Origin of the sequence: Leucobacter sp. USHLN154 (assembly GCF_037145595.1) — a bacterium.
Taxonomy (GTDB): Bacteria; Actinomycetota; Actinomycetes; order Actinomycetales; family Microbacteriaceae; genus Leucobacter; species Leucobacter alluvii.
The window spans coordinates 252,345-268,404 of record NZ_JBBCXF010000003.1 but is presented as its reverse complement, the minus strand read 5'-3'; the positions used below and the strand labels follow the sequence as shown (position 1 = coordinate 268,404).

Sequence of the window (16,060 nt, the reverse complement as noted above, 5' to 3'; positions counted from 1 at the left end):
AAGCGGCTACTGAGCGGAGCCGCGTCGCGAGCGCAGCAATCGCAAGCGCTCCTCGAGCAGTTCTTCGAGTTCTTCGCGACTGCGTCGCTCGATGAGCATGTCCCAGGGTGTGCGCTGAGAGGACTCTTTCTCCTCGAACTCGGCCCTCGCGGCGCGGCCCGCCTCGTCGTCCAGGAATCCGACCTCGCCGCTCTTCTGGTCCACCCATTCGGCGGGCGGCTCGGCATCGGCGTCGAACATGATCGTGAATCGGACCCCGCGGTCCGTGAGGTACTCGACTGAACGGCGGGGGGAAAGCTCGACGCCTTCTTCACCCTGCAAACTGGTCGCGCCGATGCGCGTCCCGCGGAGTGTTCGATCGGCCATGTGGAACCCCCTCATGTCTGACGCCCACGTTGCCGGGGCGCCGTGCCTCCTCTTGCAGGGTACCCGCCTGCGGTGCCCCGGCGATAGCCCCGACCTGGGCAACTGCTGGCCGTCCAGTACCCTGGGACGACGGTTATCACCACGATTGAGGAGTACATGTGACCCAGATTCTCGAACCCGGCAGCCTCGCCGGCCGCCGCGCGCTCGTCACGGGATCATCTCGCGGCGTCGGTGCCGACACTGCGCGCTACTTCGCGCAGGCGGGTGCGGACGTGGTCGTCAACTTCCGGAACAAGGCGCCGCGCGCCGAGAAACTCGCTGCGGAGTTCCGCGAACTCGGCGTGCGTGCGCTCGTGCAAGGTGCAGATCTGACCGACCGGGATTCCGTGCAGGCCATGATGGCGGCCGTGCGGGAGGAGTTCGGCGGACTCGACATCCTGGTGCTCAACGCCTCCGGCGGCATGGAGAGCAATATGGGAGAGGACTACGCGCTGCGTCTCAACCGCGATGCGCAGCTGTCCGTGCTCGACGCCGCGCTCCCGTTGATGGGCGAGGGGGCGCGTGTGGTGTTCGTCACGAGTCACCAGGCTCACTTCATCCGGACGACTCCGACGATGCCGGAGTACGTGCCCGTGGCCGAATCGAAGCGAGCGGGCGAGGATGCACTGCGGGAACTCATTCCCGAGCTCGCTGCGCGAGGCATCGGGTTCACGGTCGTGTCGGGCGACATGATCGAGGGGACGGTGACGGCCACCCTGTTGAACCGTCTGAACCCCGGTGCCATCGAAGCACGGCGCGAAGAGGCGGGCAAGCTGTACAACGTATCGGAGTTCGCGGCAGAAGTGGCGCGCGCGGCGGTGGATCCGGTTCCGGACGACTGCACGCGCCTGGTGGGTGACACGAGCAGCTTCAACGCCGAGGCGTAAGCGCGGGGCACGAGCGCGGTGTTCGATATCTGAGCGGCCGAGAGGGTCGAATCCGATTATCGAACACCGCGTTCTGCGTGTCCCGGCTGCACAGCGGCCCCGCCGTGTTTCAGGAGTGTTTCGCGTTGGAGTCGCGTGCGGCAAAAGTCAATAACTTCCGTCATAAATTCGGCAACAGATGGCGCGCCTCCGAATGCGGGGCACAAGATGCGAGCAGCCGCGTATTTCGTCGAAGAAACGAAGTGCTACATTCGGAGCTCAGCCACCGCCCTGCCGCCCGGACCGCCTCTGGACTCGCGCGAGCAGCGCGGCTTCGTACCGGGACCGACGACGTCCCGTCGACCGAGAGGACGTCGATGCCCGAGCGCTCGCCGAAATCCCATCCGGTGCACCCCTCCATGCCGGGATCGGCCCTCCCGAGCGCCGTCGGACTCTACGATCCTGCGGATGAGCGCGACGCATGCGGACTCGCCTCCGTGGTCGCGCTGACCGGGGAGGCCAGCCACGACATCATCGAGATGGCGCTCGAAGCGCTCGAGCACCTCGAGCATCGAGGCGCGGTGGGGTCCGATGCTGGGACGGGAGACGGCGCCGGCATCCTCACCGACCTTCCGGACGCGCTGATCCGCGAGGAGCTCGCCCGCCTCGATCCGCACCTGCATCTGCCAGAGCCCGGCGCGTACGCCGCGGGGCTGGCGTTCCTCCCGCAAGCATCGACCGAGCGGCGTGCCACGCAGTACCGCATCGCCGCCATCGCGGCGGAGGAGGGACTGTCGGTCCTCGCATGGCGCCCGGTCGCAGTGCGACCCGATGTGCTCGGGGAGAGCGCACGCGTCGCGAGTCCGGTCATCGAACAGCTGGTGCTCGTGCCAGCTGCCGCAACGGCGCTCTCGGCCGACCAGCTCGAACGCCGAGCCTTCCGAGTGCGCAAGCGCGTGCAGCACGAGACGGGCAGCTACCTGCCTTCGCTGAGCTCCCGGACCATCGTGTACAAGGGAATGGTCACCACCCTGCAGTTGCCCGGCTTCTACGCCGAGCTCACCGATGCTCGTTTCACGAGCCGCTTCGCCATCGTGCACTCCCGGTACTCCACGAACACCTTCCCCTCATGGCATCTCGCGCAGCCGCTGCGGCTCGTCGCGCACAACGGCGAGATCAACACGGTGCGGGGCAATCGCAACTGGATGCGGGCGCGCGAAGCCCAACTGGCCTCCGAGCACATCGGAGACATCGAGCCGCTGCTCCCGATCTGCTCCGCCGGAGGCAGCGACTCCGCGAGTTTCGACGAGGTGCTCGAACTGCTCGTCATGGCGGGCCGCACGCTGCCGCACGCACTGGCGATGATGGTTCCCGAGGCGTGGGAATCCGAGCCCGGCATGTCGCCGGCTCTCGTCGACTTCCTCGAGTACCACTCGCTCGTTATGGAACCGTGGGACGGACCCGCCGCGATGATCGCGACCGACGGGCAGGAGCTCGTCGCACTGCTCGACCGCAACGGCCTGCGACCGGGACGCTACCTCGTCACCTCCGATGGCATGCTCGTGATCGCGAGCGAGACCGGCGTACTCGACATCGCCCCGGAGCGCGTCGTGCGGCGCGGCCGTCTGCAGCCCGGTCGCATGCTCGCCGTCGACCTCGCGAGCGGCGTCATTCGGGACGACGAGGCGGTGAAGTCGGAACTCGCAGCCGCCGCGCCGTGGGGCGAGTGGCTCGCAGAGGGGCGGATCCGGCTCTCAGAGCAGCCGGAACGCGAGCACCTCGTGCATCCGCCGGCATCGATCGAGCGACGCCAGCGCACGTTCGGCTACACCGAGGAGGAGCTTCGCGTGCTCCTCATGCCCATGGCGCGCGACGGCATCGAACCGCTCGCGGCCATGGGAACGGACACGCCGATCGCCGCGCTCTCCGACCGGCCGCGCCTCGTCTTCGACTACTTCGTGCAGCAGTTCGCCCAGGTGACGAACCCGCCGCTCGACGCGCTGCGCGAAGAACTCGTCACCAGTCTCCGCGCGGGTATGGGGCCGCAGGAGAACCTCCTGAGCCAGTCCGCGGAGCACGCGCGCCAGGTGATCCTCGATTTCCCGGTCATCGACAACGATTCGCTCGCCCGCATCCAGCACTTCGGCGACGACCCGGAGCGAGAACGAGCCGTCACCCTTCGCGGCCTGTATCAAGTCGACTCCGGGGCCAGAGGACTGGCCGATCGCCTGGAGACGATGTGCATTGAGGCGAGCGCCGCGATCGAGGCCGGAGCGGAGTTCCTGATCCTCTCCGACCGCGATTCGAACAAGGATCTCGCGCCCGTGCCGTCGCTGCTCGCCGTCTCGGCGGTGCATCACCATCTGATCCGAGAGGGCCTGCGCATGCGCGTCGCCCTCGTCGCCGAAGCGGGGGACGTGCGCGAGGTGCACCACGTGGCGGCGCTCATCGGATACGGCGCGGCAGCGGTGAACCCCTACCTGGCGATGGAGACGGTCGGGTTGCTCGTTCGCGATGGTTCGATTGCCGATCGCTCGGAGACCGATGCCATCGCCGGTCTCATCAAAGCGCTCGGCAAGGGCATGCTCAAGGTGATGAGCAAGATGGGCATCTCGACCGTCGCGTCCTATTGCGGAGCTCAGACCTTCGAAGCGATCGGACTCTCGCAGCAGCTCGTCGACCGCTACTTCACCGGCACGACCTCGCGCCTCGGCGGCGTCGGCCTCGACGTCATCGCGGCAGAGGTGGCCGCCCGCCATCGGGCGGCGTACCCCGACGACCCTGCGGCGAGCGCCCACCGCACACTCGAGACGGGCGGCGAGTACCGGTGGCGCCGCGGCGAGGAACCGCACCTGTTCGACCCGGAGACCATCTACCGGTTGCAGCACGCGACGCGCACCGGCCGACGCGACATCTTCTCGGCCTACACCGAGCGCGTCAACGCGCAGCAGCAGCGGCTGATGACCTTGCGCGGTCTGTTCCGGTTCTCGCCCCAACGGCCCCCGGTGCCGCTCGCCGAGGTCGAGCCGGTGAGCGACATCGTGAAGCGCTTCTCGACCGGGGCGATGAGCTACGGCTCGATCTCACCCGAGGCGCACGAGACGCTCGCCATCGCCATGAACCGGCTCGGGGCGCGATCGAACACGGGCGAGGGCGGGGAGGCCGAGGATCGTCTGCTCGATCCCGAACGGCGCAGCGCCATCAAGCAGGTCGCCTCGGGGCGATTCGGCGTCACCTCCATGTATCTGACCCACGCCGACGAGATCCAGATCAAGCTCGCGCAGGGGGCGAAGCCCGGTGAGGGCGGTCAGCTCCCTCCGACCAAGATGTACCCGTGGATCGCCCGTACGAGGCATGCGACTCCCGGCGTCGGGCTCATCTCGCCGCCGCCGCACCACGACATCTATTCGATCGAGGATCTGAAGCAGCTCATCTTCGACCTGAAGCGCGCGAATCCGTCTGCTCGCATCAGCACGAAGCTCGTCGCGCAGAGCGGCATCGGACCCGTGGCTGCGGGCGTGGCGAAGGCCCTCTCCGACGTCATCCTCGTCTCCGGGCACGATGGAGGCACGGGCGCGAGTCCAATGAACTCCCTGAAGCACGCCGGCTCACCGTGGGAGCTCGGGTTGGCCGAGGCTCAGCAGACGCTCATGCTGAACGGGCTGCGCGAACGCGTGGTGCTCCAGGCGGACGGTCAGTTGAAGACCGGGCGCGACGTCGTCATCGCGGCGTTGCTCGGTGCGGAGGAGTTCGGGTTCGCGACGGCGCCTCTCGTCGTCTCCGGGTGCATCATGATGCGCGTCTGCCATCTCGACACCTGCCCGGTCGGCGTTGCGACGCAGAATCCGGAATTGCGATCGCGCTACACCGGACAGGCCGAGCACGTGATCAACTTCTTCCGCTTCATCGCCGAGGAGGTGCGCGAGATCCTCGCATCCCTCGGGTTCCGCTCGCTCGATGAGGCCGTGGGCGACACCTCGGCCCTCGACGTCGAAGAGGCGATCTCCCATTGGAAGGCGTCGGGTCTCGACCTCACACCCATCCTGCGGGGTCCGGTCTTCGCAGAGGGGGAGCCCCGGCGGCACGGGCGCGCACAGGATCACGAGATCGATGCGCACTTCGACGGCTCGCTCATACGCATGGCAGCGGACGCGCTCGAGCGTCGGGAACCGGTCGTCATCGACCTGCCCATCCGCAACATCGATCGCGCTGTCGGCACCATGCTCGGCCATGCCGTCACGCGACGCTTCGGGGCGGAGGGCCTGACGCCGGAGACCATCGACATCACGCTCACCGGTTCGGCGGGTCAGTCCCTCGGGGCATTCCTGCCGACCGGCATCACCCTCCGGCTCGTCGGCGACGCCAACGATTACGTCGGAAAGGGGCTCTCGGGCGGGGAAGTCGTCATCCGCCCGCATCCGGAGGCGGGCCACCCGGCCTCCGGCAACGTCATCGCGGGCAACGTCATCGGATACGGCGCGACCAGCGGATCCCTGTGGATCGCAGGCGTGGTGGGTGAGCGCTTCCTCGTGCGCGGCTCGGGGGCGACCGCGGTCGTCGAAGGTACGGGGGATCACGCGCTGGAGTACTTCACGGGAGGCTTCGCACTCATTCTCGGACCGACGGGCCGGAACATCGGCGCTGGGATGTCGGGCGGAGAGGCGGTGGTGCTCGATCTCGACCCCGCGCACGTCAACTCCGCAGAACTCGCCTCCGGCTCGCTGATGCTCCAGAGCTTCGGCCGCGTCGGCGCGAGCGGGCCGGGCGTTCCGAGCGGCGAGGAAGCGGCGCTGCGCGCGAAGATCATCGACCTGGTGAAGCGTCACGCAGAACAGACGGGATCGAGCGTCGCGGCGGAACTGCTCGAAAGCATCGAACGCGACCCCGAGCGGACGTTCGCCCGGTTCACCCGTCTGATCCCGCGCGGCTACTCGCGCGTGCTCGAAATCCGAGTGCGCGCCGGCGAACAGGGGATCGACCCTGATGGAGACCACGTCTGGTCTGAGATTCTGGAGGCGACTCATGGCTGATCCCCGCGGATTCCTGAAGGTTCGCGAGCGTGAGCTCGCTCCGAAGCGTCCCGTCGCATTGCGCCTGCAGGATTGGCGCGAAGTCGTCGATCCGGCCGATCCGAAGCTGGTCGCGAAGCAGGCGTCGCGCTGCATGGACTGCGGCGTCGCGTTCTGCCATCAGGGGTGCCCGCTCGGCAACCTGATCCCCGAATGGAACGACCTGATGTTCCGGGGGCGCGAGCGGGAGGCGATCGAGCGCTTGCACGCCACGAACAACTTCCCAGAATTCACGGGCCGGGCGTGCCCAGCACCCTGCGAATCAGCGTGCGTGCTCGGCATCAACCAGCCTGCGGTCACCATCAAGCAGATCGAGAACAACATCATCGATCAGGCATTCATGAACGGGTGGGTGGTCCCGCAACCGCCATCGCGCCTCAGCGGCAAGACCGTCGCAGTCGTCGGGTCTGGCCCGGCCGGACTCGCAGCCGCTCAGCAGCTCACCAGAGCGGGCCACACGGTGGCCGTCTACGAGCGCGATGAAGAGCCGGGCGGCCTGCTGCGCTTCGGAATCCCGGATTTCAAGCTCGAGAAGCACCTGGTCATGCGCCGCATCGAGCAGCTCAAGGCGGAGGGCACCCGTTTCCGCTGCGGCGTCGAGATCGGTCGCGACATGTCATGGAGCGAACTCCGCCGCAGGTACGACGCGGTGGTCGTCGCGACGGGCGCGACGGTCGCGCGCGAACTGCCCATCCCCGGTCGCGAGTACGCGGGCATTCTGCCGGCGATGCAATATCTCGCCGCGTCGAACCGTGTGCAATCGGGTGCGCTGGCCGCGACGCCCTTCGATGCCGCAGGCAAGCACGTCATCGTCATCGGGGGAGGCGATACCGGGGCCGACTGCATCGGCACCGCGAACCGGCAAGGGGCCGCCTCGGTGACGAACCTCGCCATCGGCAAGAAGCCCTCGGAGTTTCGCACCGCGGGCCAGCCCTGGCCCGTGCACCCGACGCTCTTCGAGGTCTCGAGCTCGCACGAGGAGGGCGGAGAGCGGCGATTCCTCGCCTCGACGGTGGAATTCGTCGGAAACGACCGAGGCGAGGTGAGCGGTCTTCGCGTCGCCGAGACCGGGTTCACGGAAACCGGGCGCGCGCCCCTGGAGGGCACGGAGCAGCTGCTCGCAGCCGACCTCGTGCTGATCGCGATGGGCTTCACCGGTCCGGAGGAGATCGAGGACCCGGCTCATCGGCTCGAACGCTCGCAACGAGGCGCCTTCGAACGGGGCCGCGACTACGCGACCGGCTTGCCCGGAGTCTTCGTCGCCGGTGACGCGGGCCGTGGGCAGTCGCTGATCGTCTGGGCCATCGCGGAAGGTCGAGCGGTCGCAGCCTCGGTCGACGAGTACCTCACCGGCACAACGGTGCTGCCGAGCCCGGTGACCGCGCACGACCGCGCGTTCGCGTGATCGCACGTCGCGTCGGCCCGCGTCCGCGTGTCGGCGCGCGCGCACGCCTTCCGGCTGCGACTACGCTGGGCGGGTGCATGCAGAACTCGTCGATCGTCTCCGCGCCGACCTCCGATCGGCGGCATTCTCCGCTGAGTCCGTGACGGCACTGCTCGGCGATTCCGCCGAGGGCGCGCGGCAGCGCGGAGTCTTCGCACCGGCTCGCCGAGCGCTCATCGGACGGGAGGGCGAGCCCCTCGCGATCCTGGTGCGCTGCTTCCTGCTCGGCGCGGGTACGACATCGCGTGAACTCGACGTCGCGTTTCCCGAACTGCGGGCCGACGGCGCAGTGGCACTCGGTCTCGTGGGCGCCGCGCCCGATGAAGATGCGAGCGGACCTCGGTTCGACGCTGCGCTCTCGCTCAATCCTGTGCGCGTCTCCCTGGACGAGCACTGGGTCGTGCTCTCCGATCTCGACGACCAGTTGCGGCGTGCGCCCGCGCGCAGGGATCACGTGATGGGCGTGGGCGGAGCGACGCGCTCGTTGCTCGCGCAGGCGCCGTCGGCGCGAGTCGATACCGCGCTCGATCTCGGCACGGGGTGCGGCATCGTCGCCATGCATCTCGCCCAGCACGCAGACCGGGTCATCGCCACGGACATCTCGGAACGCGCGCTCTGGCTCGCGCGGATGAACGCCCGGTTGAACGGGGTCGACGGCCGCATCGAGTTCAGAATGGGGGATCTCTTCGCACCGGTGGAATCGGAGCGCTTCGACCTCATCCTGTCGAACCCGCCCTTCGTCATCACCCCTCGCACGGACGACGCGCCGGTCTACGAGTATCGGGACGGCGGCCGCACCGGAGACGCCCTGGCGCAGTCCGTGATCGAGACGGCCCCAGCGTTCCTGCGACCAGGGGGGACCCTGCTCTGCCTCGCGAACTGGGAGTCGCCGTGGGGCGCGAACGGGCTCGCCCGCGTCGCGGAGTGGGTCGGAGCGGCCGCGGTCGCCGCGGGATCGCTGAACGCCTGGGTCATCGAGCGAGACCGGGTCGATCCGGCGAGCTATGCCGAGACCTGGGTGCGCGACGGGGGCGCACGGCCGGGCGAGCCCGCGTTCGAGCAGCTGCTCGCAACGTGGATCGGTGACTTCGCTGAACGCCGCATCACCGCGGTGGGACTCGGCTCGGTGCGCGTGCAGCGCGTGTCGGGAGACGCATCCGCACCGCCGGTCGTCCACCTGGACACGGCGACCGGCGCGTTCTCAGATGCCGGAGGGCTCGGCGACGCACTGCAGCGAGCATTCGAGGTGAGCGCCGCCACGGCGCGCGCCTCCTCCGATGCTGTGCTGGAGACGAGATGGATGCTCGATGGGTCCGTGGCGGAGATCCGCGAGCACCAGCCGGGGGAGGAGTCGCCGCGTCGCATCACTCTGGAGACCGCGCGCCCGATCGCGCGCCGAGTCGCGGCGGATACCCTGCTCGCCGCAGCTCTCGGGGCCTGCGACGGCGAACTCTCGCTGCGGCAGATCGCCGACGCTCTCGCGACCCTGCTCGACGTCGACGCCGCCGCCGCGCAGGAGGCCCTCGTGACCGGGGTGCGCGAGCTGGTCTGGTTCGGCATGCTCGCTCCGGGCGCGTGAGGCGGTGGCTGCCGCGCTTCGGGGCGCGACAGCCTCAGTAGACTGGTCGGGTGATGCGAACGATCGATCTCCGGGGCCGCGCGCTCTCCCGTGATGAACTGCTCAAGCTGGTGCCGCGCGCAGCGGTGAACGCCGAGATCGCGGTCGAGCGAGTCCGCCCGCTCGTCGCCGACGTCGCCGCACGCGGCGAAGCGGCGCTGCGCGACCAGGCGCGCGAATTCGACCGTGTCGACGGACATCTGCTCCGCGTTCCGAGCGAGAGCATCGCCGACGCGCTGCGCAACTGCCCTCCGGCGGTCGAAGCGGCGCTGCGCGAACTGATCGAACGGCTGCGTCTCGGCTCCTCGGCCCAGGTGCCCGAGGAGCAGGTGACCCGGTTCGCAAATGGCGCTGTCATCCGTCAGCGGTGGCAACCGGTGAGCCGCGTCGGCCTCTACGCCCCGGGCGGCAAGGCGGCGTACCCGTCGTCCGTGGTGATGAACGCGATCGCCGCGCAGACCGCCGGGGTGCCGAGCCTTGCGCTCGCCTCGCCCGCTCAGGCGGACAACGCCGGCCTGCCGCATCCTGCGGTGCTGTGGGCTGCCGCCCTCTGCGGAATCGAGGAGGTCTACGCCATCGGCGGCGCCGGGGCCATCGCGGCCTTCGCGCACGGCGTCCCCGCCATCGGCCTCGACGCGGTCGACGTCGTCACCGGGCCGGGAAACGTCTTCGTCGCGGCCGCCAAGCGCGTGGTGACCGGTCTCGTCGGCATCGACGCGGAGGCCGGCACGACTGAGATTCTCGTCATCGCCGACGCCTCAGCCGAAGCCGGCTTCGTCGCAGCCGACCTCATCAGTCAGGCGGAGCACGACGAAGCCGCGGCGTCCGTGCTCGTGACCGACTCCGAGGAGCTCGCGCAACGGGTCGCCGCCGAGATCGCATCGCGCGCCGCGGCGACGCGACACGCAGGCCGGGTCGCCGAAGCGCTCTCCGGGCCGCAGTCAGGCATCGTGCTCGTCGACGATCTTCGCGAGGCCGCTCGCGTGAGCAACGCCTACGGTCCGGAGCATCTCGAGATCCAGACGCGCGACGACGCAGCGGTGCTCGCCGAGATCACCGATGCGGGAGCGATCTTCGTCGGCGGGTACACGCCTGTGAGCCTGGGTGATTACCTCGCGGGATCGAACCACGTGCTCCCCACCGGCGGTACCGCGCGCTTCGCGTCCGGCCTCGGCGCGCACACCTTCCTTCGACCCCAGCAGATCGTCAGCTACGACCGAGCTGCCCTCCGTGACGTGGAGGAGCCACTCCGTGCGCTCGCAGAAGCTGAGGGTCTTCCCGCACATGCCGACGCCGTCAGCGCGCGTTTCGAGACCGGAAAGAAGTCCAGCTGATGCACTGCCCATTCTGCCGCCACCCGGATTCCCGCGTGATCGATTCGCGTACCGCCGATGACGGCCTCTCCATTCGCCGACGTCGGCAGTGCCCCGAATGCGGTCGTCGATTCACGACCACCGAAACCGCCAGCCTGACCGTGATCAAGCGCTCCGGTGTTGTCGAGCCGTTCAGTCGCGAGAAGGTGATGAGCGGCGTGCGCAAGGCGTGCCAGGGGCGCCCCGTCACCGAGGCGGATCTCGCGGTGCTCGCCCAACAGGTCGAGGAGTCCGTGCGCTCGAGCGGTATCGCGCAGTTCGACGCGAACGAGATCGGCCTGGCGATCCTGCCCCACCTGCGCAAACTCGACGAGGTCGCGTATCTGCGCTTCGCCAGTGTCTATCAAGCGTTCGAATCGCTCGCCGACTTCGACGCCGCGATCGAAGAGCTCCGCACCCGCCCGAGCGGATCGGCCGTGCGCGGCCAGCGCTCCGAACCACACGAGGGGGAGTGACCGCGATGCGCTGGTACCCGATTCTCTTCAAGACCGTGCTGAGCCGAATGGACCCCGAGGTAGCCCACCACTGGGCGTTCCGCGTGATCCAGGCAGCTCCGATCGCCGGCGGTCTCGTTCGCCGGCTCTGCGGTCCGGACCCCGCGCTGCGCGTGCGCGCACTCGGAACGACATTTCCGAGTCCTTTCGGGATCGCGGCCGGGTTCGATAAGAACGCGACGGCGATCGACGGCCTCGGACTGCTCGGATTCGGGCACGTCGAGGTCGGCACGCTGACGCGACATGCCCAGGATGGAAATCCGAAGCCGCGCATGTTCCGGCTGGTCGGCGATCGCGGCCTCGTGAACCGCATGGGATTCAACAACGGGGGTGCTGCTGCCGCGGTTCCCCGCGTCGAGCGTGCGCGCATGCGACGTCGACGCCCCATCATCGGTGTGAACATCGGAAAGAGCCGGGTCACCGAAGTCGAGGACGCGGTCGCCGACTACGTATGGAGCGCGCAGCGTCTCGCTCCCGTCGCCGACTATCTCGCGATCAACGTGAGTTCTCCGAACACGCCCGGGCTCCGCGGCCTGCAGGAGCTCGATCTGCTCGAACCGCTGCTGAGCGCGGTGCGCGACGCCGCAGGCAGCACCCCGTTGCTCGTGAAGATCGCTCCCGACATGGAGGACGAACAGATCGACGGCATCGTCGCGCTCGCACGGCGGCTGGGTCTCGACGGCATCATCGCGACGAACACGACGGTGTCGCGAGACGGCCTGCAGGCGTCAGCGGCTGAGATCGATCGGATCGGTGCAGGCGGGCTCTCGGGCGAGCCGCTCCGAGACCGTTCGCTCGAGGTACTGCGCCGCATCCGGGCGGTCGAGCCCGATCCGGGCTTCTGCGTCATCGCCGTCGGAGGCGTCGAGAGCGCCTTCGACGTGCTCGAACGGCTGCGCGCCGGTGCAACCCTGGTGCAGGGGTACACCGCGTTCCTCTATACCGGCCCGATGTGGGCGCGCAGCATCAATCGCGGGTTGCAGCGCGCCGGATTCCGGGGGAGCGGCGCACCCGCCGACACCCGCTAGCTGGGGAACGCTCCGCGCTTCACCACGGCCTTCGGAGCGCGGAGCGGGCGGAACTGGAAGGCGCGCATCGCCGCGTACCACCGGAACCCCGGCTGCACGCGATCCTCGCCGAACTTCTCCGCCAGCTTGCGCTTGAGACGCATCCCCAGGAAGACCGCGTCGAGCACGGCGAGACCAACGAACGCCCAGATCACGAACAGGCTGATGACCTGCACGGTGCCGGGGATGAAGGTCATGACGAGCACGACGAGCATCATCGGGATCAGCATCTCGCCGACGTTCCAGCGGGCATCGACGTAGTCGCGCACGAACCGGCGCTGCGGCCCGCGATCGCGCGGTCCCAGGAACCGCTCATCGCCCTGCATCATGCCCACGCGGGCGCGCTCGCGCAGCTCTGCCTGCTGACGGCGCTGCTCCTTCATCGCGGCTTTATCGCGCGATCCGACGATCGGACGGGCATTCGCGGCCTCCGCCTGCTTGCGCGACGGCGTCGGGCGTCCTTTTCCGACGACGGCTTCACTGCCGTCCGTTGCACCCTGCTCGTTCGCAGCGCCCTTCTGAGCCACGCAGATCCTCCCGTCCCGGGCGCTGTGCGCGCCGCCTCTCCCGGCGTTCGCCGAAGACTTCTAGCGTACCGCGACTTGGTCGCCCCGCCGCGCCCGGGCGGTAGACTGGAAGCAGAACGATCACGACGTGAGCAAGGAGTTAGGCATGAGCACCGACACGATCGCACCAGAGGGCGCTTCCATCACCGCAGAGCCTGCGCACGGGGTGCAGCTGAGCGCTGATGCGCGCGACAAGGTTCGCAGCCTGCTCGCCCAGGAGGGGAGGGACGACCTCCGCCTCCGCATCGCGGTGCAGCCCGGCGGCTGCTCCGGATTGATCTACCAGCTCTTCTTCGACGAACGCGAGCTCGAGAATGACGCCGTGGTCGATTTCGACGGCGTCGGAGTCGTCGTCGACATGATGAGCATCCCCTACTTGAACGGGGCGACCATCGACTTCGAGGACACGATCCAGAAGCAGGGATTCACGATCGATAATCCGAACGCGCAGGGGAGCTGCGCCTGCGGCGACAGCTTCAGCTGACCGCGCAGCGGGATGCATCGGCGACCGAAGATGACGACACCCCTCGGTGGTTCGGGGAACCGTCTCGTTCGCGCTAAGCTGTCAGGGAGTCATCAGCTTCGTTCGCATGCGTGCGGCGAAACAACGTTTTCGAAAGGTATGCGGTGCGTTCCAATCGTCGAATGAAATGGGTCGCAGCCCCGGTGGCGCTCTCCGCAGCGCTGGTCCTGGCTGGCTGTACCCCCGAGCAGCAGCGAGGCTTCCTCCCCGCTGGCTCCGAAGGGGCAACGAACCTCACTGATGGAGTGACTGGCCTCTGGGTCACCTCCTGGATCGTCCTGCTCGCGGTTGGTGTGATCACGTGGGGATTGATCATCTGGGCGACGATCGCCTACCGTCGCCGCAAGGGCCAGACAGGGCTTCCCGTTCAGCTTCGGTACAACATGCCGATCGAGACGTTCTTCACCGTCGTGCCCGTGATCCTCGTCATCGGCTTCTTCGCGTTCACCGCGCAGGAGCAGAGCAAGATCGAGGCTCGCTACGACAACCCCGAGAACGTTGTCGAGGTGCTCGGCAAGCGCTGGTCGTGGGACTTCAACTACGTCGACGATGACGTCTTCTTCCAGGGCATCCAGGTGCAGACCGACGGTGACGGCGAGGCCGAGGCGGAAACGATGCCCGTGCTCTACCTCCCCGTCGACAAGACCACGGAGATCCGGCTCGAGACCCGCGACGTCATCCACTCCTTCTGGGTGGTCGAGTTCCTGTACAAGAAGGACATGATCCCCGGCCAGACGAACTACATGAGCTTCACCCCGACCAAGACGGGAACGTTCATGGGCAAGTGCGCCGAGCTGTGCGGCGAGTACCACTCCATGATGCTGTTCCAGGTCAAGGTCGTCGAGCAGGACGAGTACGACGCGTACATCGAGACGCTCCGCGAGGCCGGCAACACCGGTCAGGTGACCGAGGAGTACAACCCGAACCAGGATCACTTCGAAGGTGACCAGGCCAAGGCTCAGAACGAGTAACGAGGGATAGCAAGAAGATGAAGAAGGGCAATGTCATTGTCTCGTGGGTGACGTCCACGGATCACAAGGTGATCGGATACATGTATCTGATCAGCTCCTTCGTATGGTTCCTGGTCGGCGGCCTCATGGCCCTCGTGATCCGTGCGCAGCTGTTCGCCCCCGGGCTCGAGGTCGTGGCCACCAAGGAGCAGTACAACCAGCTGTTCACCATGCACGGCACGATCATGCTGCTCATGTTCGCGACGCCGCTGTTCGCAGGGTTCGCCAACGTGATCATGCCGCTGCAGATCGGTGCTCCCGATGTCGCGTTCCCGCGGCTCAACGCTTTCGCCTTCTGGCTGTACACCTTCGGGTCCCTCATCGCCGTCGGCGGATTCCTGACGCCCCAGGGCGCTGCGTCGTTCGGCTGGTTCGCGTACGCTCCGCTCTCCGATATGACGTACTCCCCGGGTGTCGGCGGAAACCTCTGGGTACTCGGACTCGGCGTCTCCGGCTTCGGCACGATCATGGGTGGCGTGAACTTCATCACGACGATCATCACGATGCGCGCCCCGGGTATGACGATGTGGCGCATGTCGGTGTTCACCTGGAACACGCTCATCACCTCGATCTTGGTGCTCCTCGTCTTCCCGGTGCTCGCAGCAGCGATGTTCGGCCTCGCCGCCGACCGCATCTTCGGCGCTCAGATCTACAACGGAGAGGGCGGCGCAATTCTCTGGCAGCACCTCTTCTGGTTCTTCGGGCACCCCGAGGTGTACATCATCGCGCTCCCGTTCTTCGGAATTGTGTCGGAGATCTTCCCGGTGTTCAGCCGGAAGCCCATCTTCGGGTACAAGACGCTGATCTACGCGACCATCGCGATCGCGGCTCTGTCGATGACCGTATGGGCGCACCACATGTATGTGACCGGCTCCGTGCTGCTGCCGTTCTTCGCACTGATGACGATGTTGATCGCGGTCCCGACCGGCGTGAAGATCTTCAACTGGCTCGGCACGATGTGGCGCGGTTCGATCACGTTCGAGACTCCGATGCTCTGGTCGCTCGGCTTCCTCGTGACCTTCATCTTCGGTGGCCTCACCGGCGTGATCCTGGCGTCGCCCGCACTCGACTTCCACCTCTCCGACACGTACTTCGTGGTGGCGCACTTCCACTATGTGGTCTTCGGCACGGTCGTGTTCGCCATGTTCGCCGGATTCTACTTCTGGTGGCCGAAGTGGACCGGCAAGATGCTCGACGAGCGTCTCGGCAAGATCCACTTCTGGGTGCTCTTCATCGGCTTCCACACCACGTTCCTGGTGCAGCATTGGCTCGGCGTCATGGCAATGCCCCGCCGCTACTACACCTACCTGCCGTCGGACGGCGTGACGTGGGGCAACCAGCTCTCCACGGTCGGCGCGATGATTCTCGGCGCATCGATGATCCCCTTCCTGTTGAACGTCTACCTCACGGCGCGGCGCGCGCCGAAGGTGACCGTCGACGATCCGTGGGGCTACGGTCGATCGCTCGAGTGGGCGACGTCCTGCCCGCCGCCGCGACACAACTTCACGTCGATCCCGCGTATCCGTTCCGAGTCTCCTGCCTTCGATCTCAACCACCCCGAGATCAGCGGCGTGGAACAACCGGTACGGCAAACTGAGCGCGAGCTCGCTGAAAAGCAGTGAGCT

At 67.6% G+C, this 16,060-nt stretch carries 12 protein-coding genes; 10 read left to right on the top strand and 2 right to left on the bottom strand.

The window, feature by feature from the left end:
• Nucleotides 1-6: 6 nt before the first annotated feature.
• Nucleotides 7-366, bottom strand: coding sequence for an RNA polymerase-binding protein RbpA (locus tag WFH23_RS07350; protein WP_090149102.1), 360 nt, complete (start codon nucleotides 364-366; stop codon nucleotides 7-9).
• Between the two features lie 158 nt (nucleotides 367-524).
• Here WFH23_RS07350 and WFH23_RS07345 point away from each other — a divergent pair, with 158 nt between their 5' ends.
• The 7 genes from WFH23_RS07345 (at nucleotide 525) to WFH23_RS07315 (ending at nucleotide 12,297) form a co-directional block, all read left to right on the top strand.
• Nucleotides 525-1,292 carry an SDR family oxidoreductase gene (locus WFH23_RS07345; RefSeq protein WP_336662071.1) on the top strand — a complete coding sequence of 256 codons (768 nt, stop codon included), beginning with the start codon at nucleotides 525-527 and terminating at the stop codon, nucleotides 1,290-1,292.
• 356 nt (nucleotides 1,293-1,648) lie between these two features.
• Complete coding sequence (gene gltB, locus WFH23_RS07340) at nucleotides 1,649-6,301, top strand: glutamate synthase large subunit (RefSeq protein WP_442918712.1); 4,653 nt, start codon at nucleotides 1,649-1,651, stop codon at nucleotides 6,299-6,301.
• Nucleotides 6,294-7,745, top strand: a complete 1,452-nt coding sequence (locus WFH23_RS07335) for a glutamate synthase small subunit (RefSeq protein WP_090149091.1) — start codon at nucleotides 6,294-6,296, stop codon at nucleotides 7,743-7,745. Before gltB ends, WFH23_RS07335 begins: the two co-directional genes overlap by 8 nt.
• A gap of 73 nt (nucleotides 7,746-7,818) precedes the next feature.
• A complete protein-coding gene (locus WFH23_RS07330; protein ID WP_336662070.1) occupies nucleotides 7,819-9,363 on the top strand; it encodes a class I SAM-dependent methyltransferase in 1,545 nt (514 codons plus the stop codon).
• A 53-nt stretch (nucleotides 9,364-9,416) separates the two neighbouring features.
• A complete protein-coding gene (gene hisD / locus WFH23_RS07325; RefSeq protein WP_336662143.1) occupies nucleotides 9,417-10,736 on the top strand; it encodes a histidinol dehydrogenase in 1,320 nt (439 codons plus the stop codon).
• On the top strand, nucleotides 10,736-11,230 hold the full coding sequence (nrdR, locus tag WFH23_RS07320; RefSeq protein ID WP_200328774.1) for a transcriptional regulator NrdR: 495 nt from the start codon (nucleotides 10,736-10,738) through the stop codon (nucleotides 11,228-11,230). Before hisD ends, nrdR begins: the two co-directional genes overlap by 1 nt.
• Nucleotides 11,231-11,235: 5 nt before the next feature.
• Nucleotides 11,236-12,297, top strand: coding sequence for a quinone-dependent dihydroorotate dehydrogenase (locus WFH23_RS07315; protein WP_336662142.1), 1,062 nt, complete (start codon nucleotides 11,236-11,238; stop codon nucleotides 12,295-12,297).
• Here WFH23_RS07315 and WFH23_RS07310 read toward each other — a convergent pair.
• A complete protein-coding gene (locus WFH23_RS07310) occupies nucleotides 12,294-12,863 on the bottom strand; it encodes a DUF3043 domain-containing protein (protein WP_336662069.1) in 570 nt (189 codons plus the stop codon). The genes WFH23_RS07315 and WFH23_RS07310 overlap by 4 nt on opposite strands.
• A gap of 145 nt (nucleotides 12,864-13,008) precedes the next feature.
• Here WFH23_RS07310 and WFH23_RS07305 point away from each other — a divergent pair, with 145 nt between their 5' ends.
• The 3 genes from WFH23_RS07305 to ctaD all read left to right on the top strand — a co-directional run bounded on the left by WFH23_RS07305 (nucleotide 13,009) and on the right by ctaD (nucleotide 16,057).
• Nucleotides 13,009-13,386: a HesB/IscA family protein gene (locus tag WFH23_RS07305; RefSeq protein WP_090149077.1), complete on the top strand. Its 378-nt coding sequence runs from the start codon at nucleotides 13,009-13,011 to the stop codon at nucleotides 13,384-13,386.
• A gap of 161 nt (nucleotides 13,387-13,547) precedes the next feature.
• Nucleotides 13,548-14,396, top strand: a complete 849-nt coding sequence (ctaC, locus tag WFH23_RS07300) for an aa3-type cytochrome oxidase subunit II (RefSeq protein ID WP_090149074.1) — start codon at nucleotides 13,548-13,550, stop codon at nucleotides 14,394-14,396.
• A gap of 17 nt (nucleotides 14,397-14,413) precedes the next feature.
• A complete protein-coding gene (gene ctaD, locus WFH23_RS07295; protein ID WP_090149070.1) occupies nucleotides 14,414-16,057 on the top strand; it encodes an aa3-type cytochrome oxidase subunit I in 1,644 nt (547 codons plus the stop codon).
• The last annotated feature ends 3 nt before the right edge of the window (nucleotides 16,058-16,060 follow it).